Source organism: Paenibacillus sp. 37 (assembly GCF_008386395.1).
Classification (GTDB): Bacteria; Bacillota; Bacilli; order Paenibacillales; family Paenibacillaceae; genus Paenibacillus; species Paenibacillus amylolyticus_B.
Window position 1 is genome coordinate 3959408 of the sequence record NZ_CP043761.1, and the last position, 18948, is coordinate 3978355.

Genomic DNA, 18948 nt, shown 5'->3' on the forward strand with positions numbered 1-18948 from the left:
CAATCTCTCAGAATTCCCTACTTACATTCTACGCCCGCATGAAGCGGAATACAGCTCGTACCACTCATATCGGGTAAGCTCAATATTCGTTGCATCACGACAGGCCAGAATACGTTCTGGTCGAATCGAACCAATGACAGGTTGTATCCCTGCTGGATGCTTCATTAACCAAGCCAGTACAATAGACTCCGGTGTCACCCCACGCTCCTTGGCCATTCGATCAACCAGTTGAGCCGTATGCTCAATCTCCGCGCGCTGTCCCTCAACTACCCTGCCAGTAAATCGCCCCTGAGCAAGGGGACCCCAAGCTTGCAGTTGAATATGCTCTGCCTGACAATATTCCATCGTGCCATAGGGAAACACGTTGTCTCTGGCTTGGGGCCGATTAACTGTCACACCGGCTTCTACGAATCCGATTTTATCCAGACTCATCTCCAACTGGTTCACAATCAGGGGTACTTTACTATGAAGCTGAAGAAGGCGAATCTGTTCAGAACCCATATTGGACACACCAAAATGGCGCACTTTACCGGAATGATGCAGCTCAGCCAGTGAGTCTCCAATTTCTTGCGGATGGGCGAGCGGATCAGGACGGTGTAACAGCAAAATATCCAGATAATCGATCCCGAGCCGTTCCAGGATACCGTCCACACTCGCCAGGATATGTGCACCTGAAGTGTCATAACGCTGCGGTCCTTCATCATCACCCACAAGACGTATGCCACACTTCGACTGTATAATGATCTGTTCACGCAAACCAGGAGTTTCGGATAAAATTCGCCCCAATACATGCTCTGCCTTACCGCGTGTGTATATATCCGCCAAGTCAAAATGGTTTATGCCTATTTCGATAGCCGCTTCGACCGCTCGATGACCCTCCACGACAAGATCTGAAGTAATGGGGAGCCCGTCCCATTCGCCCCCAAAACGCATACAGCCAAGAACCATTCGACTTGCCGGAATCCGGTGTTGATGCAAAGGAAGTTGTGTGTAAGACATGTCAGCGTTCACCTCGTTTTCATTTTTACCAAGCATAATAACCAATTCTATCTACCATGTCTTCTTCCATCTTCCTCTATTTTCCTGCTCAATCATCCACTTGGACCAAAAACAAGGTTTCAAAAGCTTATGTATTGAATATATAGAGGGTGCAGGTATTATCTAGGAATATGAGAGGAGATTATGCATTTGAACCCGAATGAACCCAACGAATCCTCAAAGTCAGGAATTTTCACGAAAGAATTCACGCATAACCCTTACCCGGTGTATGAAAAGTTAAGAAAAGATGAGCCCGTTTTCCGAGTCATGTTTCCTCAAGGAGAATTCGGCTGGATGATTACCCGATACGAGGATGCAGTCCAGATTCTGAAAGATCCTCGCTTCAGCAAAGACATGGTCCGACGTTACGGCGCTGACAATCAAAGCATTTTCTCGAATAATATGTTGTTCTCCGATCCGCCAGATCATAAACGTCTTCGCGGACTGGTGCAGAAAGCGTTCACGCCCAAACTGATTGCAAACATGCGAAGCCATATTCAGCACATTGCTGATGATCTGCTGGACAACCTCCCGTCACAGGATAAAATGAATCTGATCGATGACTTTGCCTTCCCGCTGCCCATCATTGTTATTAGTGAAATTCTGGGGGTCCCTGCCCAGGATCGTGATCAATTCCGCATATGGTCCAATACGGTAATTGATGCTTCCACAGCCGAGAGCGCTGAGCTGTTTGAGCAGCATTCCAAGGAGTTTACGGATTACCTTACGGCTTGGTTCGCCAAAGTACGTCAAGACCCGGGCACAGATCTGATCAGCCAGCTCGTCATTGCAGAAGAATCCGGGCAGCAGTTAACTGAACAAGAACTGCTTGGCGTTGTCTCTTTATTAATCATTGCTGGTCATGAAACAACCGTTAATCTCATCGGCAATGGGATTCTCGCCCTGCTGGAGCACCCTGAGCAACGCGAACTGCTGATCAAGCAACCCGAGCTTATTCACAATGCTATTGAAGAGATGCTGCGTTATAACGGACCGGTGGAGTTCAGCACATCCCGGTGGGCTCTTGAAGATATTGAATTCCGTGGACAGCATATTGCTCAAGGTGAACTTGTCATCGTTGCGCTTGATTCCGCCAACCGGGATGAACAGCAGTTTAAGGATGCTGATATTTTCGATATCACACGCGAGAAGAGTTCGCATCTGGCTTTTGGCAAAGGCATTCATCTCTGCCTGGGAGCGCCGCTTGCTCGTCTGGAAGGTGAGATTGCAGTCAGCACACTTCTGAATCGTTTTCCAAATATACAGCTTCAGGCAGATGTGAATGAACTGGAATGGAGACCTGGCATGATTGTTCGTGGTGTCAAGGAAATCCCGGTTCAACTTAAATAATGGCCAAATATGAACAAATGAGAGCGAGGCACATGACATCATGGAAATGAACACCTTGGTATGGATCGTTCTGTCGCTTCTGATCCTTGTATTGTTGGTTCGAGTCACCAGCCTGCAACGCCAATTGAATGAATTGAAAAGAGATGTGGAGCGCCTGGAGAACGGTTCAACCGTCAGCGCCCGCTCCGATTTCAATTACACCTTGTCGCCCAAGGAAGCATCTCCTTCCCAATCAAACCCACCGGGTCAAACTGATCTGGATTTGGAGCTGCTTACACTTATACAACAAGGGAAAAAAATTATGGCGATCAAACGACTGCGTGAAGCCAGAGGTCTTTCGTTGAAGGAAGCCAAAGACTATGTTGATTCCCTGGATCGGTAATATACAACTCACATAACTCTCGGGGGAAGTTACTCCAGACTTTCGGCTGTTAACACAGACGCAGTAGAAATTATGGAATCTTCGTCCGAGAGTTTACTTTTCAAATGACATATGCTACTGTATTTCTATATTACTAGAAATAAGAAATAAAGACGAAAGGACGGATCATTATGCAATCAAACTCGAATGAGATTGAACAAGTCGTCAAAATTCATAAAGCACTGGGCGAGCAAACACGGTACAAAATCATTCAGATCTTATCGGGCGAAAGCAACCTGTGTCCTGCCGATCTGGAGAGCCGCCTTGTTACGGTTGCCCTATCAACTCTGTCTCATCATCTGAAACAGCTGTCCGATTGCGGCCTGCTTACATCGCAGAAGAAAGGTACTTATATCTACTACAGCCTGAACACGGAGACCGCACAAAAGTTTGTTCCCTATCTGCTAAATAAATAAAAAAAATTTGAGTTATATTTCTATATAATTAGAAATATTGAAACAACGCACGATATTTATTAGTAGAACTAGGTCACTTAAGTTTACGCTTATACCATTATTCATTATCTAGGTTGTAACATCACCGTTCGTAGATCGGTTGCATTCAGAGCATCCATGTCTTGTTCTATCGTCTTTATTTCTATATTTCTAAAAATATAATAATTATAATCAGAAAGAGGTTATGTTTCCATGTCTTCTACGCTCAAAATCTATGTTCTTGCCTTGGTCAGTTTCCTTGTAGGAACGTCCGAATATGTCATTGCCGGCATTTTGGATCGCATTGCAGATACCATGAATATCTCTTTAATCGCTGCCGGACAGCTCATTACGATTTTTTCACTCGTATATGCGCTAGGTACACCTGTCATTATTGCACTGACTTCGCGCTGGGACCGTCGCAAGCTGTTGCTATACTTCCTCGGTCTATTCGTTGCGGCTAATGTTCTTGCCTATCTGTTGCCGGGTTATGGACTGTTCGTCACAGCACGCGTGTTGATGGCTTTGGGCGCGGGCGTTGTTGTTGTCACGGCATTAACGGTCGCTTCCCAAATAGCGGCTGAGGGCAAACAAGCTAGTGCAATCGCCACAGTAATCACTGGATTTACGGCTTCCCTGATTGTTGGTGTTCCGCTCGGAAGGCTCGTTGCTGCATCTTGGGATTGGAAACTCGTTTTTGCCGGCATAGCCGTTCTTGGAATCCTCGCCATGCTGGTAATTGCGGCCGCCATTCCGCCTTCCAAAGCAGAAGCCCCTGTTCCACTGAAGAAACAACTGTCTTTGCTCAAACAGCCACGAATTGTACTGGCATTGCTGGTGACCTTTTTCTGGTTAGGTGGTTATTCCATTGCCTACACGTACATTTCACCTTATCTTGTATCCGTTTCAGGAATGAGCGAAGCACTACTCAGTTCAGCTTTACTCGCATTTGGTATAGCTAGTCTGATCGGTTCAAAAGCAGGAGGATTCGGTGCTGACCGTTTGGGTGTCAAACGAACGCTGATCACAGGCATGACATTGCATATCGTGAGTCTGGTCCTGTTGAATATAACAGCAAGCTCTCATCTCGCTGTCTTCCTTGTTCTTATTTTGTGGTCTTTTGCCGCATGGTCCTCAGGTCCAACTCAGCAATATAACCTGGTCACCATGGCTCCGGAATCCTCTGGCATTATGCTAAGCCTGAACAGTTCGGTGATGCAACTGGCGATGGCTGCCGGCGCAGGTATTGGTGGAATTGCTGTCAGCAGCGTTTCATTGTCATCCATCACCTGGATTGGCGCTGTCGGGGTTGCTGTTGCCATCATCATCGTTATAAGCTCGTATCGTTCAGCGCCTTTCAAAAGTACACAAACCAATACATCGCACAACAGTGCATGATATGAATTCGTAGTACAACAGACAAACCAAAAAGAGAGGTCACTGTATGCATACAGAGGCCTCTCTTTAAACATTTTAACGACTATTCTATTAAGGATAAGCAGAACTCTTATTGGGCCGTAACTGCACCATCGATCGGATATACTGCACCATTGATATACGGCGCTTCATCTCCAAGCAGGAAGGAAACCAGGTTAGCAATCTCTTCAGGTCTTCCCAGACGTCCGGATGGAATGCTATCAACGGTTGCCTTGAACACTTCAGGGTTGTCTTTACCGAACTGAATGACCATCGGCGTCTCAATTGTACCTGGAGCAATCGCATTTACACGAATGTTGTCCTTGCCATATTCAATTGCAGCAGTACGCGTCAAGCCAACCACGCCATGTTTGGTTGCTGCGTAAGGTGCGACTGCGGGTACACCAACAATACCAGCTGTGGAAGCCGTGTTCACAATGGAACCCCCACCTGTTTTGAGCATTTCCGTAATCACATACTTCAACCCGTAGAATACACTTCTCAGGTTAATATCAATAATCTGGTCAAACTGCTCGATCGTATGTTCAATCAACTTGATCCCAGGACCCGCAATCCCTGCATTATTAAAGAACATGTCGATTCGTCCGAACTCTTCGACTGCTTTTTTCACATAATTCTCAACTTCAGGTGCTTTACTCACATCTGCCTTTACAAAAATAGCTTTACTTCCCAGCTTCTCAATCTGCTTAACCGTTTCAAGACCTGTCTCTTCGACAAGATCCACAACAACAATGGATGCACCCTTCTCAGCCAGCTTGAGTGCTGCTGCTTGGCCCAATCCACTTCCTGCTCCAGTAATAATGGCTACTTTTCCTGCGTGACTCATGTTGATCTCCTCCATGTGTATGTGTCATCTTGTGATTGGATCGATGAATACGATATGAAACGTACTTACATGCAATGATGCAATATGTAGGACAAAAATGGCATAAAACCTTCTTGACTTTACCTATTCTAATAGACTTTCGACATAAAAACAAATCATATAATATGCATTCATACTATATCACGCGTCACATTTTCAGCATTTTTATTGAAGGAGCATACAACTATTACGCCTTGTTGCATGCTCCTCTTTTACATATACAATATCTTTTAAGTCAGTATCTCTACAACTTCAAATGGTGCATATCCGCTTATCAAAACACTTTAACGCAGCAAATTCGTTTTTGCCAATTCAATAATTTCGTCACCGCGTCCGTTGAGCACAGCTTTCATCATCCATAAGGTGAATCCTTCCGCCTGTTTGATATCAATCTTCGGAGGTAAGGACAATTCCTGACGATTCACCACCACATCAATCAACACAGGACCGTCATGCTGAAGCGCACGCTGCACAGCTCCCTCCAGTTCATCCGGATCCTCAACCCGAATACCTTCCATGCCCATGGCTTGAGCAACCATCGCAAAGTTGGGATTGACAAGCTCTGTTCCCGATTCCAGGAATCCGGCAGCTTTCATCTCCAGCTCAACAAAACCGAGTGCCCCATTATTAAACACCACAACTTTGATCGGCAGATTATGCTGTTTCAGTGTCAACAGATCACCCATCAGCATCGTAATACCACCATCACCCGACAACGAGATGACTTGTCTGCCCGGATCAGCGACCTGAGCGCCAATTGCCTGTGGCAAAGCGTTTGCCATCGTACCATGACTGAATGAACCGAGCAGCCTGCGGTTGCGGCTCATCTCGATATAACGGGCCGCCCATACTGTCGGCGTACCGACATCACAGGTGAAGATGGCATTTTCAGCTGCGGCATCACTAATGACTTTGGTCAGGTACTGCGGATGGATGGGCTTTTTACCCGGTTTTCCAACGGCCAGCTCGTCCAGATCTTTACGTACTTTCACATAACGATCCACACTTTTACGCAGATGTTTGTCACTGTGTTCCTCTGTCAGATAAGGAAGCAAGGTTTCAATGGTCGCTTTTACATCCCCACATACGCCGTAATCCAGCTTCGTGCGCCGACCCAGATGGGAAGATTGAATGTCGACCTGAAGGACTTTCGCATCTTCGGGATAGAATTGACGATATGGGAAATCCGTCCCCAGCATTAATAGTACATCACAGTCCATCATGGCATGATAACCGGATGAATACCCAATTAGACCCGTAAGACCCACGGAATAAGGGTTCTCATACTCCAAATATTCCTTGCCTCGTAGCGCAATAACCATCGGGGATTTCAAACGATCAGAGAGTTGCATAAGGGGCTCCCGAGCGCCCGCGCAGCCTGCACCGCACAATAAGGTAATTTTTTTGCCTTGATTCAGATATTCCGCCAGTTTCACAAGTTCAGGCTCAGAAGGATGTACCACTGGATTAGTCGCATGATACACGTGCTCAGGTACAGGCAGATCCGCTGCTTCAAGTCCTGCTACATCCCCCGGCAAAACAACGACGGACACACCTGAACGTGCCACTGCTGTCTGAATGGCCATCGTCAGAGAACGCGGCATCTGTTTTGCTGTTGTAATGACTTCACAATAATCGCTACATTCCTGGAACAGATACTCCGGATGGGTCGCTTGAAAATATTCACTGCCAATCTCGTCACTTGGGATATGTGCAGCAATGGCGAGTACAGGAACACGATTGCGGTGGCAATCGTACAGACCATTGATCAGATGCATATTACCAGGACCACTGCTACCTGCGCAGACAGCGATACTTCCACTGACCTGAGCGTCCGCCCCGGCAGCAAATGCAGCTACTTCTTCATGCCGTACATGAATCCACTCGATCTTCCCCGAACGACGAATGGAGTCGAGTACCGCATTCAAGGAGTCTCCAACAATGCCATATATGCGTTTGATGCCAGCGTTCAATAAGGATTCAACCAGAACGTCCGCGACTGTTTTTTTCATAATAGGTGGGTCTCCTTTAATTGCTCATTTTGATTATGTTTCCACTCGGTTAATATACCTATTCTTATACCCCAATCTTCTGAAAACCGAACCAACCCAATATGTATGTCTGGATATATGAAACAAAACCGGCCCCTTAAACCTTTATTCCAGCCACAACAAAAATGCCAAAAAATCCGTTTGTCATTTGACAAACGGATTACAGTTAAACTAGGTTTATTTGTTATTTCATGTGAATTCCCGAATCCCAAGCGTACACTAGATGGCAGGCATCACATTGCCACCACTTACCGGGATATAGGCACCCGTGATAAATGAGGACAGATCCGAAGCGAGAAAAGCTACCGCATTGGCGATTTCCTGATCTTCACCCCTGCGTTTGAGTGGTACAGTCCGCGTATATGCCTCATCATGTCCAGGCTCACTGGAGCGGTCACGTTCGCTAATTGTCCATCCAGGTGCTACCTGGTTCACGGTAATCTGATACTCGCCAACCTCCTTGGCCAGCACGCGATATACGCCATCCATTCCACGTTTACCAGCGGTGTAGGCCGATTGGTGAGCGAAGTTTTGCATCGCACATTCGGTATTAATGCCAATGAACCGCCCGGATCTGACGTTTTGCATATGTGGTATGAAAGCTTTGGCAAGATACACACTCTGCATGACACAGGATTCAAACTGGCTCAAGTAATCTTCAGGAGACTGTTCCAACACCGTTGTCCATTCATATTGAATGACCGCATTGGCAACAACGATATCCACACCGCCGAGGACAGGCTGAATTTCATCACGCATCCGAAATGCCGTATCCTGCTTGGTAATATCCCCCTGTACAATTACAGCCTTACGACCGAGTGCTTCAATCTCACCTTGAAGCTCCCGAGCCTTGGTATCATTATTTATGTAATGTAGAGCCAGATTGGCGCCACAGGTTGCCAACGTGCGGGCGATGACTCTCCCCAGTTGTCCGGTTGCGCCTGTAACCAGAGCCGTTTTTCCTGAGAGATCCAATTGCATAACAGTGAAAACCTCCTTAAATTTCATTCGATTCGAAAACGATTTCGAAAATAAGGTATTTTTGTTCATTAATTACGCATTATTCAGAGAGATATACAGCATTGTTCAATGCTGTATATGGTAGTTCAAGTTTTTTTCCTCTATGTGGAAACTATTAATTATGATGTTGAATAAGATCAATTTCCTGGAAGCGACTGACTTCCTTTTCCCAACGCTCTTCTACATATTGACGGTGAACCGGGTGATTGTTGTATGCATCATACGCAGCCTGATCCGCAAAGACCATCGAGAAGCTGTAGTCAAACTCATTCTTCTCACTTACCTGTTTCAGAACCTGAAATTGCTCTACGCCAGGAATGACAGCCAGTGCATCCGAACTTTCCTTCAAAAAGGCTTCGGCCTCCGGTGTATCTTTACCCGCGTAAAGTGTAAACGTTACCATATGTGTGATGCTGCTCATCTCTATTTCCTCCTCCAATATGTTCGTACTCGTTTCCTAGTGTACATCCGAATGTGTTGTAAGCGCAATAATTGGTTGAATTAATTTTTAATCAGATGGTTATCTCTATATAAATTGAACTAAAGAATATTTACACTGGTCACTTCGATGACAGAACAACCTTCCGATCGCTGTTATCCCCAGATTTTTTTGATTCCTTCTATAAAAGGGGTAAATTCGGGGATAGCTTATGCTTCCGATGTAGCTTTCTTGCAGAAAGCTTGTAGGCGAACGCTACGCTTCTTCAGGTTCTTTCTGTCCTCTCCGTTTTGTGTAAATGTTTAGTTCAATTTATATAGTTACAAATATTAATTAAAAATCACAAGGTTTTACCCTGAATATGTACACAAAAAAACCTCAGGACAAATCCCGAGGTTTTCTTGTAATGTATGGATAAACTTATTTGTTGATGTTGTATTTACGGTTAAATTTATCAACACGACCACCGATATCCACGTTTCTTTGTTTACCAGTGAAGAACGGGTGGGATGCGGAACTAGTGTCCACACGGATTACTGGGTAAGAGTTACCGTCTTCCCATTCCATAGTTTCGTTAGAGAACTTCGTGGAAGAACTCAGGAATTTGAAATCAGCACTTGCATCGTAAAAAATTACGAGTTGTGTCTTTGGATGGATGTCAACTTTTGGCATAATCTATTTACACTCCTTTAATATGGGTACTTCTTTAGAATCAAACTACATTTTATTATACTCTTTTTTCGGACAAAGTACCAGCAGGATTTGAGGAATAGCTAAAAAAATTATGATATCTGTGATTTTACACCTAATCAGGTGTCACGCCGTCCCTTTCTCCAGTACATTCAACATGTACTCCAAAGCCTCCAGTTCATCCCTGCCTCTTGTCTGTAATCTGACAACACTACCATATCGAATGGGTAGTAACGCCATTCCAAGCAGGCTTTTGACATCTACACGATGCTCATGCTCAGACTCCATATACGACAAAATAATATCCGAGGAAAAACGCGACGCTTGAGAAGATACCGACATCAGATCATCCCGATGAAAATCAGCGTGTATCATAAATTCATGTACTCTCACAACCTTCAGTTCCTTTCGCTAAGTACTTATTCACCAATATGGTGTGTATCCATTTATATATTAAAATCTTCATGAATTATACCATGTTATGGGAGCTTGACCCATACTTTTTTGCAAAAAAAACAAAAAAAGAGTCCTATACCGCAGGACTCTTCCAGGTTGTTCTTACATACCGTTCGGATATACCATGACCTTCAGACTGCCGCTTTTATTGTGTAATGCGCGCTCCATCGCCTGCTGTGTCTCTTCAAGTGGATAACGATCTGTAATCAAGGACATCACGTCATGCTGGCCGGAGCTCAGGAACTCAATTCCTGCCGGATACGTATTGGCATAACGGAATATGCCATAGATATCAACTTCATTGTCCGCAATAAATGGAACATTGAGTGCGATCTCGTCCTGTGCAGGCAGGCCCACAATCGCAAGTTTCCCTCCACGTCGAAGTGAATACAGAGCAGATTGTAGCGCCTTTGGATTGCCCGCTGTTTCCCATGCGGTATCCACACCAACACCACCTGTTAACTCGCGAATCACAGCCAGCGCATCTTCATTCCGCACATTAATGGTATGCGTGGCACCCATGCGGCGAGATGCTTCCAGCCTAACATCCTCCAGATCCGTTACTATGATCTTCTCTACACCGAAAGATTTGGCAGCAGCCACGGCCATGAGTCCAACGGGACCCATGCCCATAATCGCCAGGGTTGTACCCGGAGCCAATTTGCTGCGGCGTGCAGCGTGAATACCAACGGAGAATGGCTCGTTCATAGCTGCTTCCTCATAAGACAGATGATCCGGGATCGGGAATACCATATCTTCACGCATCACCATGTATTGTACAAATGCCCCATCCACCGGAGGGGTCGCCAGAAATTGTACATCCGGACACAAGTTATAACGACCTTCCTTACATGCCGTGCAGCGTCCGCAAGTCACGCCAGGCTCAATAGCAACCCGATCCCCTGTTTTCAGACGTGATACGTTCGAGCCAACAGCAGCAATGATCCCCGCACACTCATGTCCCAAAATGATCGGTTTCTCCACCACAAATCTGCCAATGCGTCCATGTTCAAAATAATGCACATCCGAGCCACACACCCCGACAGCCATCACCTGGATTAACACCTCATCCGCTGCCGGTTGCGGGACGGGTTGTTCCTCAATAATAATGTGTCCTGGCTCTATCATGACAGCGGCCTTCATCGTCTCGGGCAGTTGATGTTGTCCCATACGGTTCTCCTCCTCATGTATGTCCATGCTGTCTATTGTACATCAAAGATAACAAGGTATCTTCTTTCTTCACATCACCAATCAATAGATTGTTCTGCCTTGTTCATCCGCAATGCCGCTCTTGCGATAAAAGTACGTATTGATCATGTCCCGCCATTCCTTCGCATGTTCGGCCTGGTTGTCCTGTAATGAAGCAACTTTACTGAACATGACCGGGTCGATTTTGCCCTCCAGCCCTCTCCATGTCTCGGCTAACGCCTCCGCCTGCACAACACCTTCAAAGTGTGTATCATAAATATGCTGAATGACCGTTTTACCCGAATGCAGAACATGGGTGTACGGCACGTGATGGAAAAATAAGATCAACTCATCCGGACAGGTGTCTACGGACTCATAACGATCAGCATTCTCAGGGTGATACTGTGAGGTATATCCTGTACCGCTGTTCACGGTTCGATCTACACCAATGCCATGACAATCGGCAAAGTGATACGTTCCCCATTTGGAATACTCATACCCATCTACATTCGGCCCGTAATGATGTTCCGGATTAACCATCCAACCCACACCGAGAGGCGCAGTGTAATTCTCATAGATATCTAGTGAAGTCAAAAGCATGCCCGTAACTTGCCGCACAACTTCGTCTTCATGTCCAAATGTGAGTCTCACCCACTCATCGGCAATTTCTTCCGCGGACAGCTCCGGGTTCCACGCAAGTCTTCCATATCCATATAAATTCGCCTGCGCGAGTGGATGTCCTGTCCAACAGGCATCTGCACCAATATTGGATACTGCGGCGAAGCCGCTGTGAGGTCGTTTATACAGAGAACCATCCGCAATGCGTTTGATCTCTGAACCTTCGCCTTTGGCGTATGTGTCAAAGTCCAATACTTCTTTCCACTGGGGAACCAGATAACAGAGATGACGCTGTTGCCCGGTATATTCCTGTGTAATCTGGAATTCAATCACCTGATTCGTATTCTCCATGGCTCCGAACAACGGGGATACCGCCTCCCTCACCTGAAAGTCCATCGGCCCGTTTTTGATCTGCAAAATGACATTTTCAGCAAAACGCCCATCCAGCGGCGTAAAGTGGTCATAGGCTGCACGTGCACGGTCAGTGGAACGGTCCCGCCAGTCCTGCTTGCAGTTATAGACGAAGCAACGCCAGATGACCAATCCACCGAAAGGCCTAAGGGCTTCAGCCAGCATGTTCGCACCATCGGCATGATCACGGTTATACGTGAACGGTCCCGGACGATTCTCGGAGTCTGCCTTGATCAGGTAACCGCCAAAATCCGGAATGGCTGCGTACACCTTGGCCGTTTGCATGTTCCACCATTCCCGTACCTGCGCATCCAGCGGATCTGCCGTACGTAACCCACCAATCTCGATTGGACTCGCGTAGTTGGCGCTCAGGAACAATCGAATACCATACGCTCTGAATTCAGCAGCAACCTTCGCCACATCGCTAAGATAACGTTCCGTCAGAAACAGACTCTCACGGCGGTGTACATTGACGTTGTTGATCGATATGGCATTAATGCCTGTCGAAGCGAGCAAACGTGCGTAGTCCCTGATGCGGTCCAAGTCCAGTGTGAATTCCCCGTTATCATAGAAAATGGAGTCTCCTGCGTAACCACGTTCAATGCTGCCGTCCACGTTATCCCACTGATTGATCATCCGTAGCGCATTGGTAGGCTGCTCTGTAATGAAACTCCATTTACTCACAGCGACATCCGCCTCACTTGCACTTCCTTGATCCATTGTCAGTTCCCGAAGCAGATGGAATGCACCATACAATACACCTTGGGGAGTCTCTGAACCAATGACCAGCACACCCTCGCTCTCACGAATGATGTACCCTTCTCCTTGAACAGCAGAACGCTCTGTCTCACTGAACGACGCAGCCACCGAATCGCTCCCTGTCCAAGTACCGATTCGTATGGCGGGATCGGAATCGTGATTGTGCCGCTCACTTTGCTGAGCATCAGACAGCTGACTGACTGTCGGTTTCACGCCATACAGCTTCTCCAGTCCCCGTGTAAGTTCGGTCAGCGCTGTTGTGATTACGCCATGCTTCTCTTCCGCCAGTATCCGCTTGCTCCACGGAGGAGCATTCTTACGGGCAATTCCATTCGCTTTTGGCAATTCGGAGTGATACCCCAGCCATGCATCATACTGTGGACCTGACAAAGCAGATTGAACGATAGATTGGTTCATTGTACCGCCTCCTTGATAGCATAGATCTGTGCAAGGCGATTCCCTTTTCCTTCGAGTAGCCATAGAATCGACGTTACACCACGCGGATAGTACTTGCTGCCAACTGCTACACCAGACAGGATCTGGTCACTCCAGCACCAGTAGGATTCCTCCGGATGCAGCAGCCAGTTGACATGAGCGGCGTCTGCTGCCTTGCCTGTCTCATTCCATTCCACACCCAGCAGCTCTCTAGCGATGAACTGGGACAGATAGATTTTGCTCAGCCACGAGTTATTGCTTGTTGAGGACAGTTTCCAGCCACCATCTTCGAACATACATGTTCCCGGTACAAGAACCGTCTTCAGATGAGTTTGGAGTGCTTTCAGATAAGGTCCAAAACGACCATTGACATCCAATGCTGCTTCACAGCCTGTAAAGTAAGGGAATACAAGACCTTCAATCGCCGGAATGATTCTGGAATCATTATTTTCTGCAATAACAGCTGGAATGTAGCCGCCATCCGTCAACTGTGCAGCAATACTGGCTGCGCAGCGATCCGCCTGAAGCCCTGCTTGATGTGACAGATCCGCCAACTTCTCCGTTGCGAACAGCTTCTCCAATGCAACATAGACCGCCCAACATTTACCCGCCAGATAGATATTATTGCGAGACTGACCCAGTGACACATCCAGGCTGTCGTAAGTTGTAATTTCTGCTCCACCTTGGGTACGGCTGCTATCGAGACCCATCAGACCGTTACGCTGCTCCGCGTTAGGATGGTCACGATTAAGCATACTTTCGAAGCAATCCTGGATAACAGGAAGCATGTTTTTCACAAATGCTTGATCCTGTGTCTGTTCAATGTATACGGTCGCGCAGCAGAGCCAGTTCACCAGTTCCTCGTGGCTCATCTGTGAAAAGCAGTCGTCAATGCCAACCAGTTCATATGCCGAGTGTCCAGGGCGTGAGAACACGTTGGCAACACCCATATCATGGGTAAAGGTAATTCCGCCCGGATGTAACTTTTCTTCCCCCGGGAAACGAACCTGATCGGTATAACTGTATCGTTTGAAAAACCACTCCAGCTCATTACGCACCGTCCATGGATTCAAGGCAAGCTCGAAGTACAACTGATCAACCGTCAGATCAAGTGTGTTCATCATCCGATACTCCCCTTCGTTCACCACCCAGAGTGGTTCGCCATCGGCATCCAGCAGTTGGGTACTGGCATAATAGCTGTGAATGGAATGAGCAAGCATGAATGATTGATCTTCGGTCAAAGCCGCTGTTCCAAGGCGCTGTTCAACCTCTCCACAGGATGCAGTCAACTCACTGAAGCGTTGGAGTGCATACGCTCCTGCTGCCTGAATATCGGAGAAATAGCGCGTATACCAATACATGGTGTCCATTCCAGTTGTCACAATGCCCCCGCGATAGAAACATACGGCGAATTGATACGTGCGTTTCTCTCCAGCCGCTACCTCCATCAGTAGTGCAGCGGTTGAGCCAAGTCCAAATGCCAGATTATCCGTATGTTGCTCCTGCAAGAGTTTCTCCAGCGTAAATCCGCGTGCTGGCCACAGTCCGTCATCTGCCGACATAATCGCTGTAAGTCGACCTTGTCCCACACCTGTAATGGAACCGCCCTCCGGTCCCCCGATCAGACGCATCGCAGAGTACGGATCATTGCCCTGATAGCCAAAATAGGCTTTACGTGCTTGTTGACCTTGCGTATTGTCAATCGTCATCTCTACCAATACGGCAGGTACGAGTGCATCCATTAAGGCTTCACGCTCTCCACTTGTTGGATCAGGTACTGGACGTACAGGCGAGTAGATACGGAACGTCAGATCTCCTGCAGTCCATGTATCCGTACCTGAGGTGAATTCACGGGTAATCTCTTCATCACGAAAAGCCGCAATCAGAGGTTGCGGAACTTTGGACGCTTTGGTCAGCGCCGTGTCCCCATTTTCCAACTTCTCTACATCATAACGGCTGCTCTCATCCTCGGAAGCTTCATAAAAAGGAAGCGCCTGATAATTCTCTCCATCGCGAGATTGTAATCCAATATATACATTCTGGTCTGCCGGTTTGCCGAGCTCAAGACCCAGCCCGCCTTTGGCTCCTTTGTATCCCAGTGTGAAACTCGCAAAAGCACCGATCGGTGCGTGATGCGCATTATAAAAGATGGATTTCGATGTGCTCACGAATCATAACCCCTCTCAAAATCGTTTGCATACGTTTTCATTAGCCCCATCCTAACACGTGGTTCCACCTCAGACCATGATCAAATCAATCTGATATTTACCCAAATCAAGCTGATAGACTATAATGGATTAAAGCGGTTACACAAAATCATTCCATTTGATATTAGTGCGTAATCAAAATCACACATTTTTGAACAACCTCTATAAAGGGGGATCTCCCATGTCTTCAACGTATTTACCTCCTGCTTTGGGAGAAAGTGTCCATGAAGTTTTTTATCCAGATGTGCAAACAACGGTCAATCTGTTCGCCATTCATTTACGGAGTGTTGGTACGGACTGGGATTATCCGGCGCATGAGCACCCTCAATATGAACTGAATTATGTTACCGAAGGCGAGCAACGCATGATGGTGAACGGTACCCTATATATTCAAAAGGCTGGCGAACTGCTCCTGATTCCACCGGGAAGCATTCATTCCAGTCAGAGCCATAACGGCAAGGGATTCACGTATTTTTGTATGCACTTTGATATTGATGATCAGTTGTTCCTATCGTTGTTGGCACGCATCAAACAAGTACGATTCAGCGCGGATAGTCCGGTTACACAGCAGATTGAGCCAGTTTTACGCAAATTGATGTCATCTGCGGATGATGAAACAACAAATACGATGGTGCAGCGTATGCAGCTGCAATCCGCAGTATTCGAACTATTTGGCCATCTGTGGGAGGCGGTCTCGCAAGAGGCAGCGCAATGGTTTACCGACGGACATGAAAAGATCGAACTCGCCCACCAGATTCGTAATCGATTGCAAGGCCTGATGAGTCAGCAATTCAAACAGGGACATGAATCGAATGGTCACTATGGCATTGATGATATTGCAGCAGAGCTGGGCATCAGTTCTTCTCACTGTAATCGCGTGTTCAAGCAGGTGTTCGGTCAGTCTCCACGTGCTGTATTGTCCCAATTGGTTTTGCATGAAGCGAAGCTTCTTCTGGGCAATCCGCAGCTGTCCGTTCAGAATATTGCCGTCATGCTTGGTTATAAGGATATTGCCCATTTCAGTCGTCAATTCAAGCGCTGGTCCGGCATGTCACCATCCCGTTACCGACAGGAACAGCCTGCTCTGGAATGAAGTCCAGTAGCAGGCTGTTTGTCTTTCTTATTTTTTATTTCAACAAACGCTTAATCAACTTCAGCTTGTTATCATACGGTGGATATAGAATTGGCAGATTCAATTTGGTGCTTTTTTTCAGTACACTTTTCAGATGGGAGAAGGTTTCGAAGCTGTACTGCCCATGATACGAGCCAACACCAGAATGACCAACACCGCCAAACGGCAGACGTGGATTCGCTACATGTGTGATGGTATCGTTAATGCAGCCGCCTCCAAAAGAAACTTCGCGCAGCACTTTGTCCTGAACCCGGGTGTCGGAAGTAAACAGATACAAAGCGAGTGGTTTCGGCCGCTTTACGATTTCTACAATCGCTTCATCGAGGTTACGGTAGCTGATGATCGGCAGAATCGGTCCAAAAATCTCATCTTCCATCGTCGCTGCATCCCAAGACTCCGCATCAATCAGTGTAGGTTCAATAAAACGATCTTCCTCATCCGAAGCTCCCCCATATATCACTTTGGCCTGATCCCGCTCAATCAAATTCGTCAAACGTTTAAAATGTCCCTTGTTCACGATTCGCCCATAGTCCTTGTTGTGCTGGATATCCGAACCAAAGAAGGACACGATTGCTGCCTTCATCTCCGTAATTAACGGTTCCTTCACGCGCTCATGCACAAGTAAATAATCGGGTGCGATACAGGTCTGTCCTGTATTGAGCAGTTTGCCCCATATAATGCGCTCGGCCGCTACTTTGATATCCGCCTGTTCATCAACGATGACCGGACTTTTGCCTCCCAGTTCTAACGTAACAGGAACGAGATTTTTGGCAGCTGCCTCCATCACAATCTTGCCTACCGGTACACTGCCTGTAAAAAAGATATAGTCGAATGGCGCGTTAATCAGCGCTGTCGTTGTATCTTTTGCACCATCAAGCACTTGTACGTATGAGGGTTCGAACACGCTCGCAATCATCTCACGTACAACAGCGGACACCGCAGGTGTATTCTCTGACGCTTTGAGTACGGCTGTGTTGCCTGCCGCAATAGCACCTACCAATGGTTCGATTAAGAGTTGAAATGGATAATTAAACGGTCCGATGATCAGAACCGCCCCGTAGGGTTCGGGTATGATATAACTTTTCGAACCCAGGAGTGCCATTTGCGTTTTCACTTTAACGGGTTTCACCCATTTATTCACTTTACGAATGGTGTGTGTGATGCTATCCATCATAAATCCGATCTCGGTTGTGTAGGATTCGAACTCACTTTTGCCCAAATCCTGATAGAGAGCTTCTGTCAGTCTGGATTCGTACTTTTGAATGGCCTGTTTCAGTTGGGTCAGACGGGCAATTCGAGCTTCTGCCGATCTTGTGGCCCCGGAACGAAAGAACTGTCGTTGCTGCTCCAAAATCTGTTCAACTTCATGACTGGTTACTTCCTGTATCGTCGTTGTCATAATATATACATACTCCTCTGTTTATTATGGATCAAATGTTTAAACATACGAACCTATAAAGCACATGCAAAAGCATGTTTTGTCACGATTAATCTACAGACACTCTTCTTCCAAAGCAGCTACCAGTTCCTTCAACAGTTCCACCGATGCATTCAATGAAGCCGAATAATAACGCTGTGTGCCCTTCTGTTCCACAGATATAAGCCCCTTCTCTAACAACAGCTTGAGATGATGAGATATAGCTGGCCGGGATAGGCTGGATTGTTCGGTAATTTCATTCACGGTCATTCTGCCCTTCTCGGTGAGTGTCAGCAAAATGGCTTGACGATGGTTGTCACTTAACACCTGAAATAACGGAATACAGGTTTGAAAAACACTAATTGCTTTTTGTCCCATGGTTTCACCTCTATACTATTTCTTCTTCATTATTTCTACGTATATTTTCTCTGTTTGATGTCTGTTCGTTTAAACATTCGAACCTTATAAACTGAATTCTACTCTCCATTACCTTGAACTGCAAGTGAATCATCAACTAAATTTAATATAATGCCGATAAAGCGCTTCCATACTACCATACAAGTATGGTAGTATGTCAATG

17 protein-coding genes are annotated in these 18948 nt (G+C 46.6%); 5 read left to right on the plus strand and 12 right to left on the minus strand.

The window, feature by feature from the left end; genetic code table 11:
• Positions 1-21: 21 nt before the first annotated feature.
• A complete protein-coding gene (locus F0220_RS16885) occupies positions 22-1035 on the minus strand; it encodes an aldo/keto reductase (RefSeq protein ID WP_223199718.1) in 1014 nt (337 codons plus the stop codon).
• 147 nt (positions 1036-1182) lie between these two features.
• On the opposite strand from F0220_RS16885, the gene F0220_RS16890 reads away from it, so the two are divergent.
• The 4 genes from F0220_RS16890 (at position 1183) to F0220_RS16905 (ending at position 4641) form a co-directional block, all read left to right on the plus strand.
• On the plus strand, positions 1183-2388 hold the full coding sequence (locus F0220_RS16890; RefSeq protein WP_105599026.1) for a cytochrome P450 family protein: 1206 nt from the start codon (positions 1183-1185) through the stop codon (positions 2386-2388).
• A 40-nt stretch (positions 2389-2428) separates the two neighbouring features.
• Complete coding sequence (locus tag F0220_RS16895) at positions 2429-2770, plus strand: ribosomal protein L7/L12 (protein ID WP_223199719.1); 342 nt, start codon at positions 2429-2431, stop codon at positions 2768-2770.
• A 170-nt stretch (positions 2771-2940) separates the two neighbouring features.
• Positions 2941-3225 (plus strand): ArsR/SmtB family transcription factor, encoded by a 285-nt coding sequence (locus F0220_RS16900; RefSeq protein WP_036613842.1) that lies wholly within the window; start codon positions 2941-2943, stop codon positions 3223-3225.
• A 231-nt stretch (positions 3226-3456) separates the two neighbouring features.
• Positions 3457-4641: an MFS transporter gene (locus F0220_RS16905; protein WP_105599027.1), complete on the plus strand. Its 1185-nt coding sequence runs from the start codon at positions 3457-3459 to the stop codon at positions 4639-4641.
• 109 nt (positions 4642-4750) lie between these two features.
• Here F0220_RS16905 and F0220_RS16910 read toward each other — a convergent pair whose 3' ends face one another.
• The 9 genes from F0220_RS16910 to F0220_RS16950 form a co-directional block, all read right to left on the minus strand.
• The gene (locus F0220_RS16910; protein WP_105599028.1) at positions 4751-5506 is read right to left on the minus strand and encodes an SDR family NAD(P)-dependent oxidoreductase; all 756 of its coding nucleotides are present in this window, start codon (positions 5504-5506) and stop codon (positions 4751-4753) included.
• 323 nt (positions 5507-5829) lie between these two features.
• A complete protein-coding gene (gene poxB / locus F0220_RS16915) occupies positions 5830-7557 on the minus strand; it encodes a ubiquinone-dependent pyruvate dehydrogenase (protein ID WP_105599029.1) in 1728 nt (575 codons plus the stop codon).
• A gap of 258 nt (positions 7558-7815) precedes the next feature.
• Positions 7816-8577 (minus strand): SDR family NAD(P)-dependent oxidoreductase, encoded by a 762-nt coding sequence (locus tag F0220_RS16920; RefSeq protein ID WP_105599030.1) that lies wholly within the window; start codon positions 8575-8577, stop codon positions 7816-7818.
• Positions 8578-8731: 154 nt separating this feature from the next.
• Entirely contained in the window at positions 8732-9037 is a 306-nt protein-coding gene (locus F0220_RS16925; RefSeq protein WP_076317704.1) for a Dabb family protein, read from the minus strand.
• Between the two features lie 438 nt (positions 9038-9475).
• Positions 9476-9727, minus strand: coding sequence for a type B 50S ribosomal protein L31 (locus tag F0220_RS16930; RefSeq protein WP_062834756.1), 252 nt, complete (start codon positions 9725-9727; stop codon positions 9476-9478).
• A 144-nt stretch (positions 9728-9871) separates the two neighbouring features.
• On the minus strand, positions 9872-10120 hold the full coding sequence (locus tag F0220_RS16935) for an HPr family phosphocarrier protein (RefSeq protein ID WP_017688214.1): 249 nt from the start codon (positions 10118-10120) through the stop codon (positions 9872-9874).
• A gap of 183 nt (positions 10121-10303) precedes the next feature.
• On the minus strand, positions 10304-11371 hold the full coding sequence (locus tag F0220_RS16940; protein ID WP_105599031.1) for an NAD(P)-dependent alcohol dehydrogenase: 1068 nt from the start codon (positions 11369-11371) through the stop codon (positions 10304-10306).
• An 81-nt stretch (positions 11372-11452) separates the two neighbouring features.
• Positions 11453-13594 (minus strand): alpha-glucuronidase family glycosyl hydrolase, encoded by a 2142-nt coding sequence (locus tag F0220_RS16945; RefSeq protein ID WP_105599032.1) that lies wholly within the window; start codon positions 13592-13594, stop codon positions 11453-11455.
• The gene (locus F0220_RS16950; RefSeq protein WP_105599033.1) at positions 13591-15780 is read right to left on the minus strand and encodes a glycoside hydrolase family 52 protein; all 2190 of its coding nucleotides are present in this window, start codon (positions 15778-15780) and stop codon (positions 13591-13593) included. The genes F0220_RS16945 and F0220_RS16950 overlap by 4 nt, the downstream gene beginning before the upstream one ends.
• A gap of 220 nt (positions 15781-16000) precedes the next feature.
• Between F0220_RS16950 and F0220_RS16955 the strand changes: the two genes are divergently transcribed.
• Positions 16001-16912, plus strand: a complete 912-nt coding sequence (locus tag F0220_RS16955; RefSeq protein WP_105599034.1) for an AraC family transcriptional regulator — start codon at positions 16001-16003, stop codon at positions 16910-16912.
• Between the two features lie 34 nt (positions 16913-16946).
• Here the strand turns inward: F0220_RS16955 and F0220_RS16960 are convergent, their stop codons facing one another.
• The gene (locus F0220_RS16960; protein WP_091019444.1) at positions 16947-18350 is read right to left on the minus strand and encodes an aldehyde dehydrogenase; all 1404 of its coding nucleotides are present in this window, start codon (positions 18348-18350) and stop codon (positions 16947-16949) included.
• A 93-nt stretch (positions 18351-18443) separates the two neighbouring features.
• Positions 18444-18746 (minus strand): ArsR/SmtB family transcription factor, encoded by a 303-nt coding sequence (locus F0220_RS16965; RefSeq protein ID WP_076331658.1) that lies wholly within the window; start codon positions 18744-18746, stop codon positions 18444-18446.
• Positions 18747-18948 lie beyond the last annotated feature (202 nt).

Bases quoted from the DNA above. Each gene is read 5' to 3' on its own strand.
- F0220_RS16885 (WP_223199718.1), bottom strand. From the start codon at position 1,035: ATGCTTGGTAAAAATGAAAACGAGGTGAACGCTGACATGTCTTACACA.
- F0220_RS16890 (WP_105599026.1), top strand. From the start codon at position 1,183: ATGCATTTGAACCCGAATGAACCCAACGAATCCTCAAAGTCAGGAATT.
- F0220_RS16895 (WP_223199719.1), top strand. From the start codon at position 2,429: ATGGAAATGAACACCTTGGTATGGATCGTTCTGTCGCTTCTGATCCTT.
- F0220_RS16900 (WP_036613842.1), top strand. From the start codon at position 2,941: ATGCAATCAAACTCGAATGAGATTGAACAAGTCGTCAAAATTCATAAA.
- F0220_RS16905 (WP_105599027.1), top strand. From the start codon at position 3,457: ATGTCTTCTACGCTCAAAATCTATGTTCTTGCCTTGGTCAGTTTCCTT.
- F0220_RS16910 (WP_105599028.1), bottom strand. From the start codon at position 5,506: ATGAGTCACGCAGGAAAAGTAGCCATTATTACTGGAGCAGGAAGTGGA.
- poxB (WP_105599029.1), bottom strand. From the start codon at position 7,557: ATGAAAAAAACAGTCGCGGACGTTCTGGTTGAATCCTTATTGAACGCT.
- F0220_RS16920 (WP_105599030.1), bottom strand. From the start codon at position 8,577: ATGCAATTGGATCTCTCAGGAAAAACGGCTCTGGTTACAGGCGCAACC.
- F0220_RS16925 (WP_076317704.1), bottom strand. From the start codon at position 9,037: ATGAGCAGCATCACACATATGGTAACGTTTACACTTTACGCGGGTAAA.
- F0220_RS16930 (WP_062834756.1), bottom strand. From the start codon at position 9,727: ATGCCAAAAGTTGACATCCATCCAAAGACACAACTCGTAATTTTTTAC.
- F0220_RS16935 (WP_017688214.1), bottom strand. From the start codon at position 10,120: ATGATACACGCTGATTTTCATCGGGATGATCTGATGTCGGTATCTTCT.
- F0220_RS16940 (WP_105599031.1), bottom strand. From the start codon at position 11,371: ATGGGACAACATCAACTGCCCGAGACGATGAAGGCCGCTGTCATGATA.
- F0220_RS16945 (WP_105599032.1), bottom strand. From the start codon at position 13,594: ATGAACCAATCTATCGTTCAATCTGCTTTGTCAGGTCCACAGTATGAT.
- F0220_RS16955 (WP_105599034.1), top strand. From the start codon at position 16,001: ATGTCTTCAACGTATTTACCTCCTGCTTTGGGAGAAAGTGTCCATGAA.
- F0220_RS16960 (WP_091019444.1), bottom strand. From the start codon at position 18,350: ATGACAACGACGATACAGGAAGTAACCAGTCATGAAGTTGAACAGATT.
- F0220_RS16965 (WP_076331658.1), bottom strand. From the start codon at position 18,746: ATGGGACAAAAAGCAATTAGTGTTTTTCAAACCTGTATTCCGTTATTT.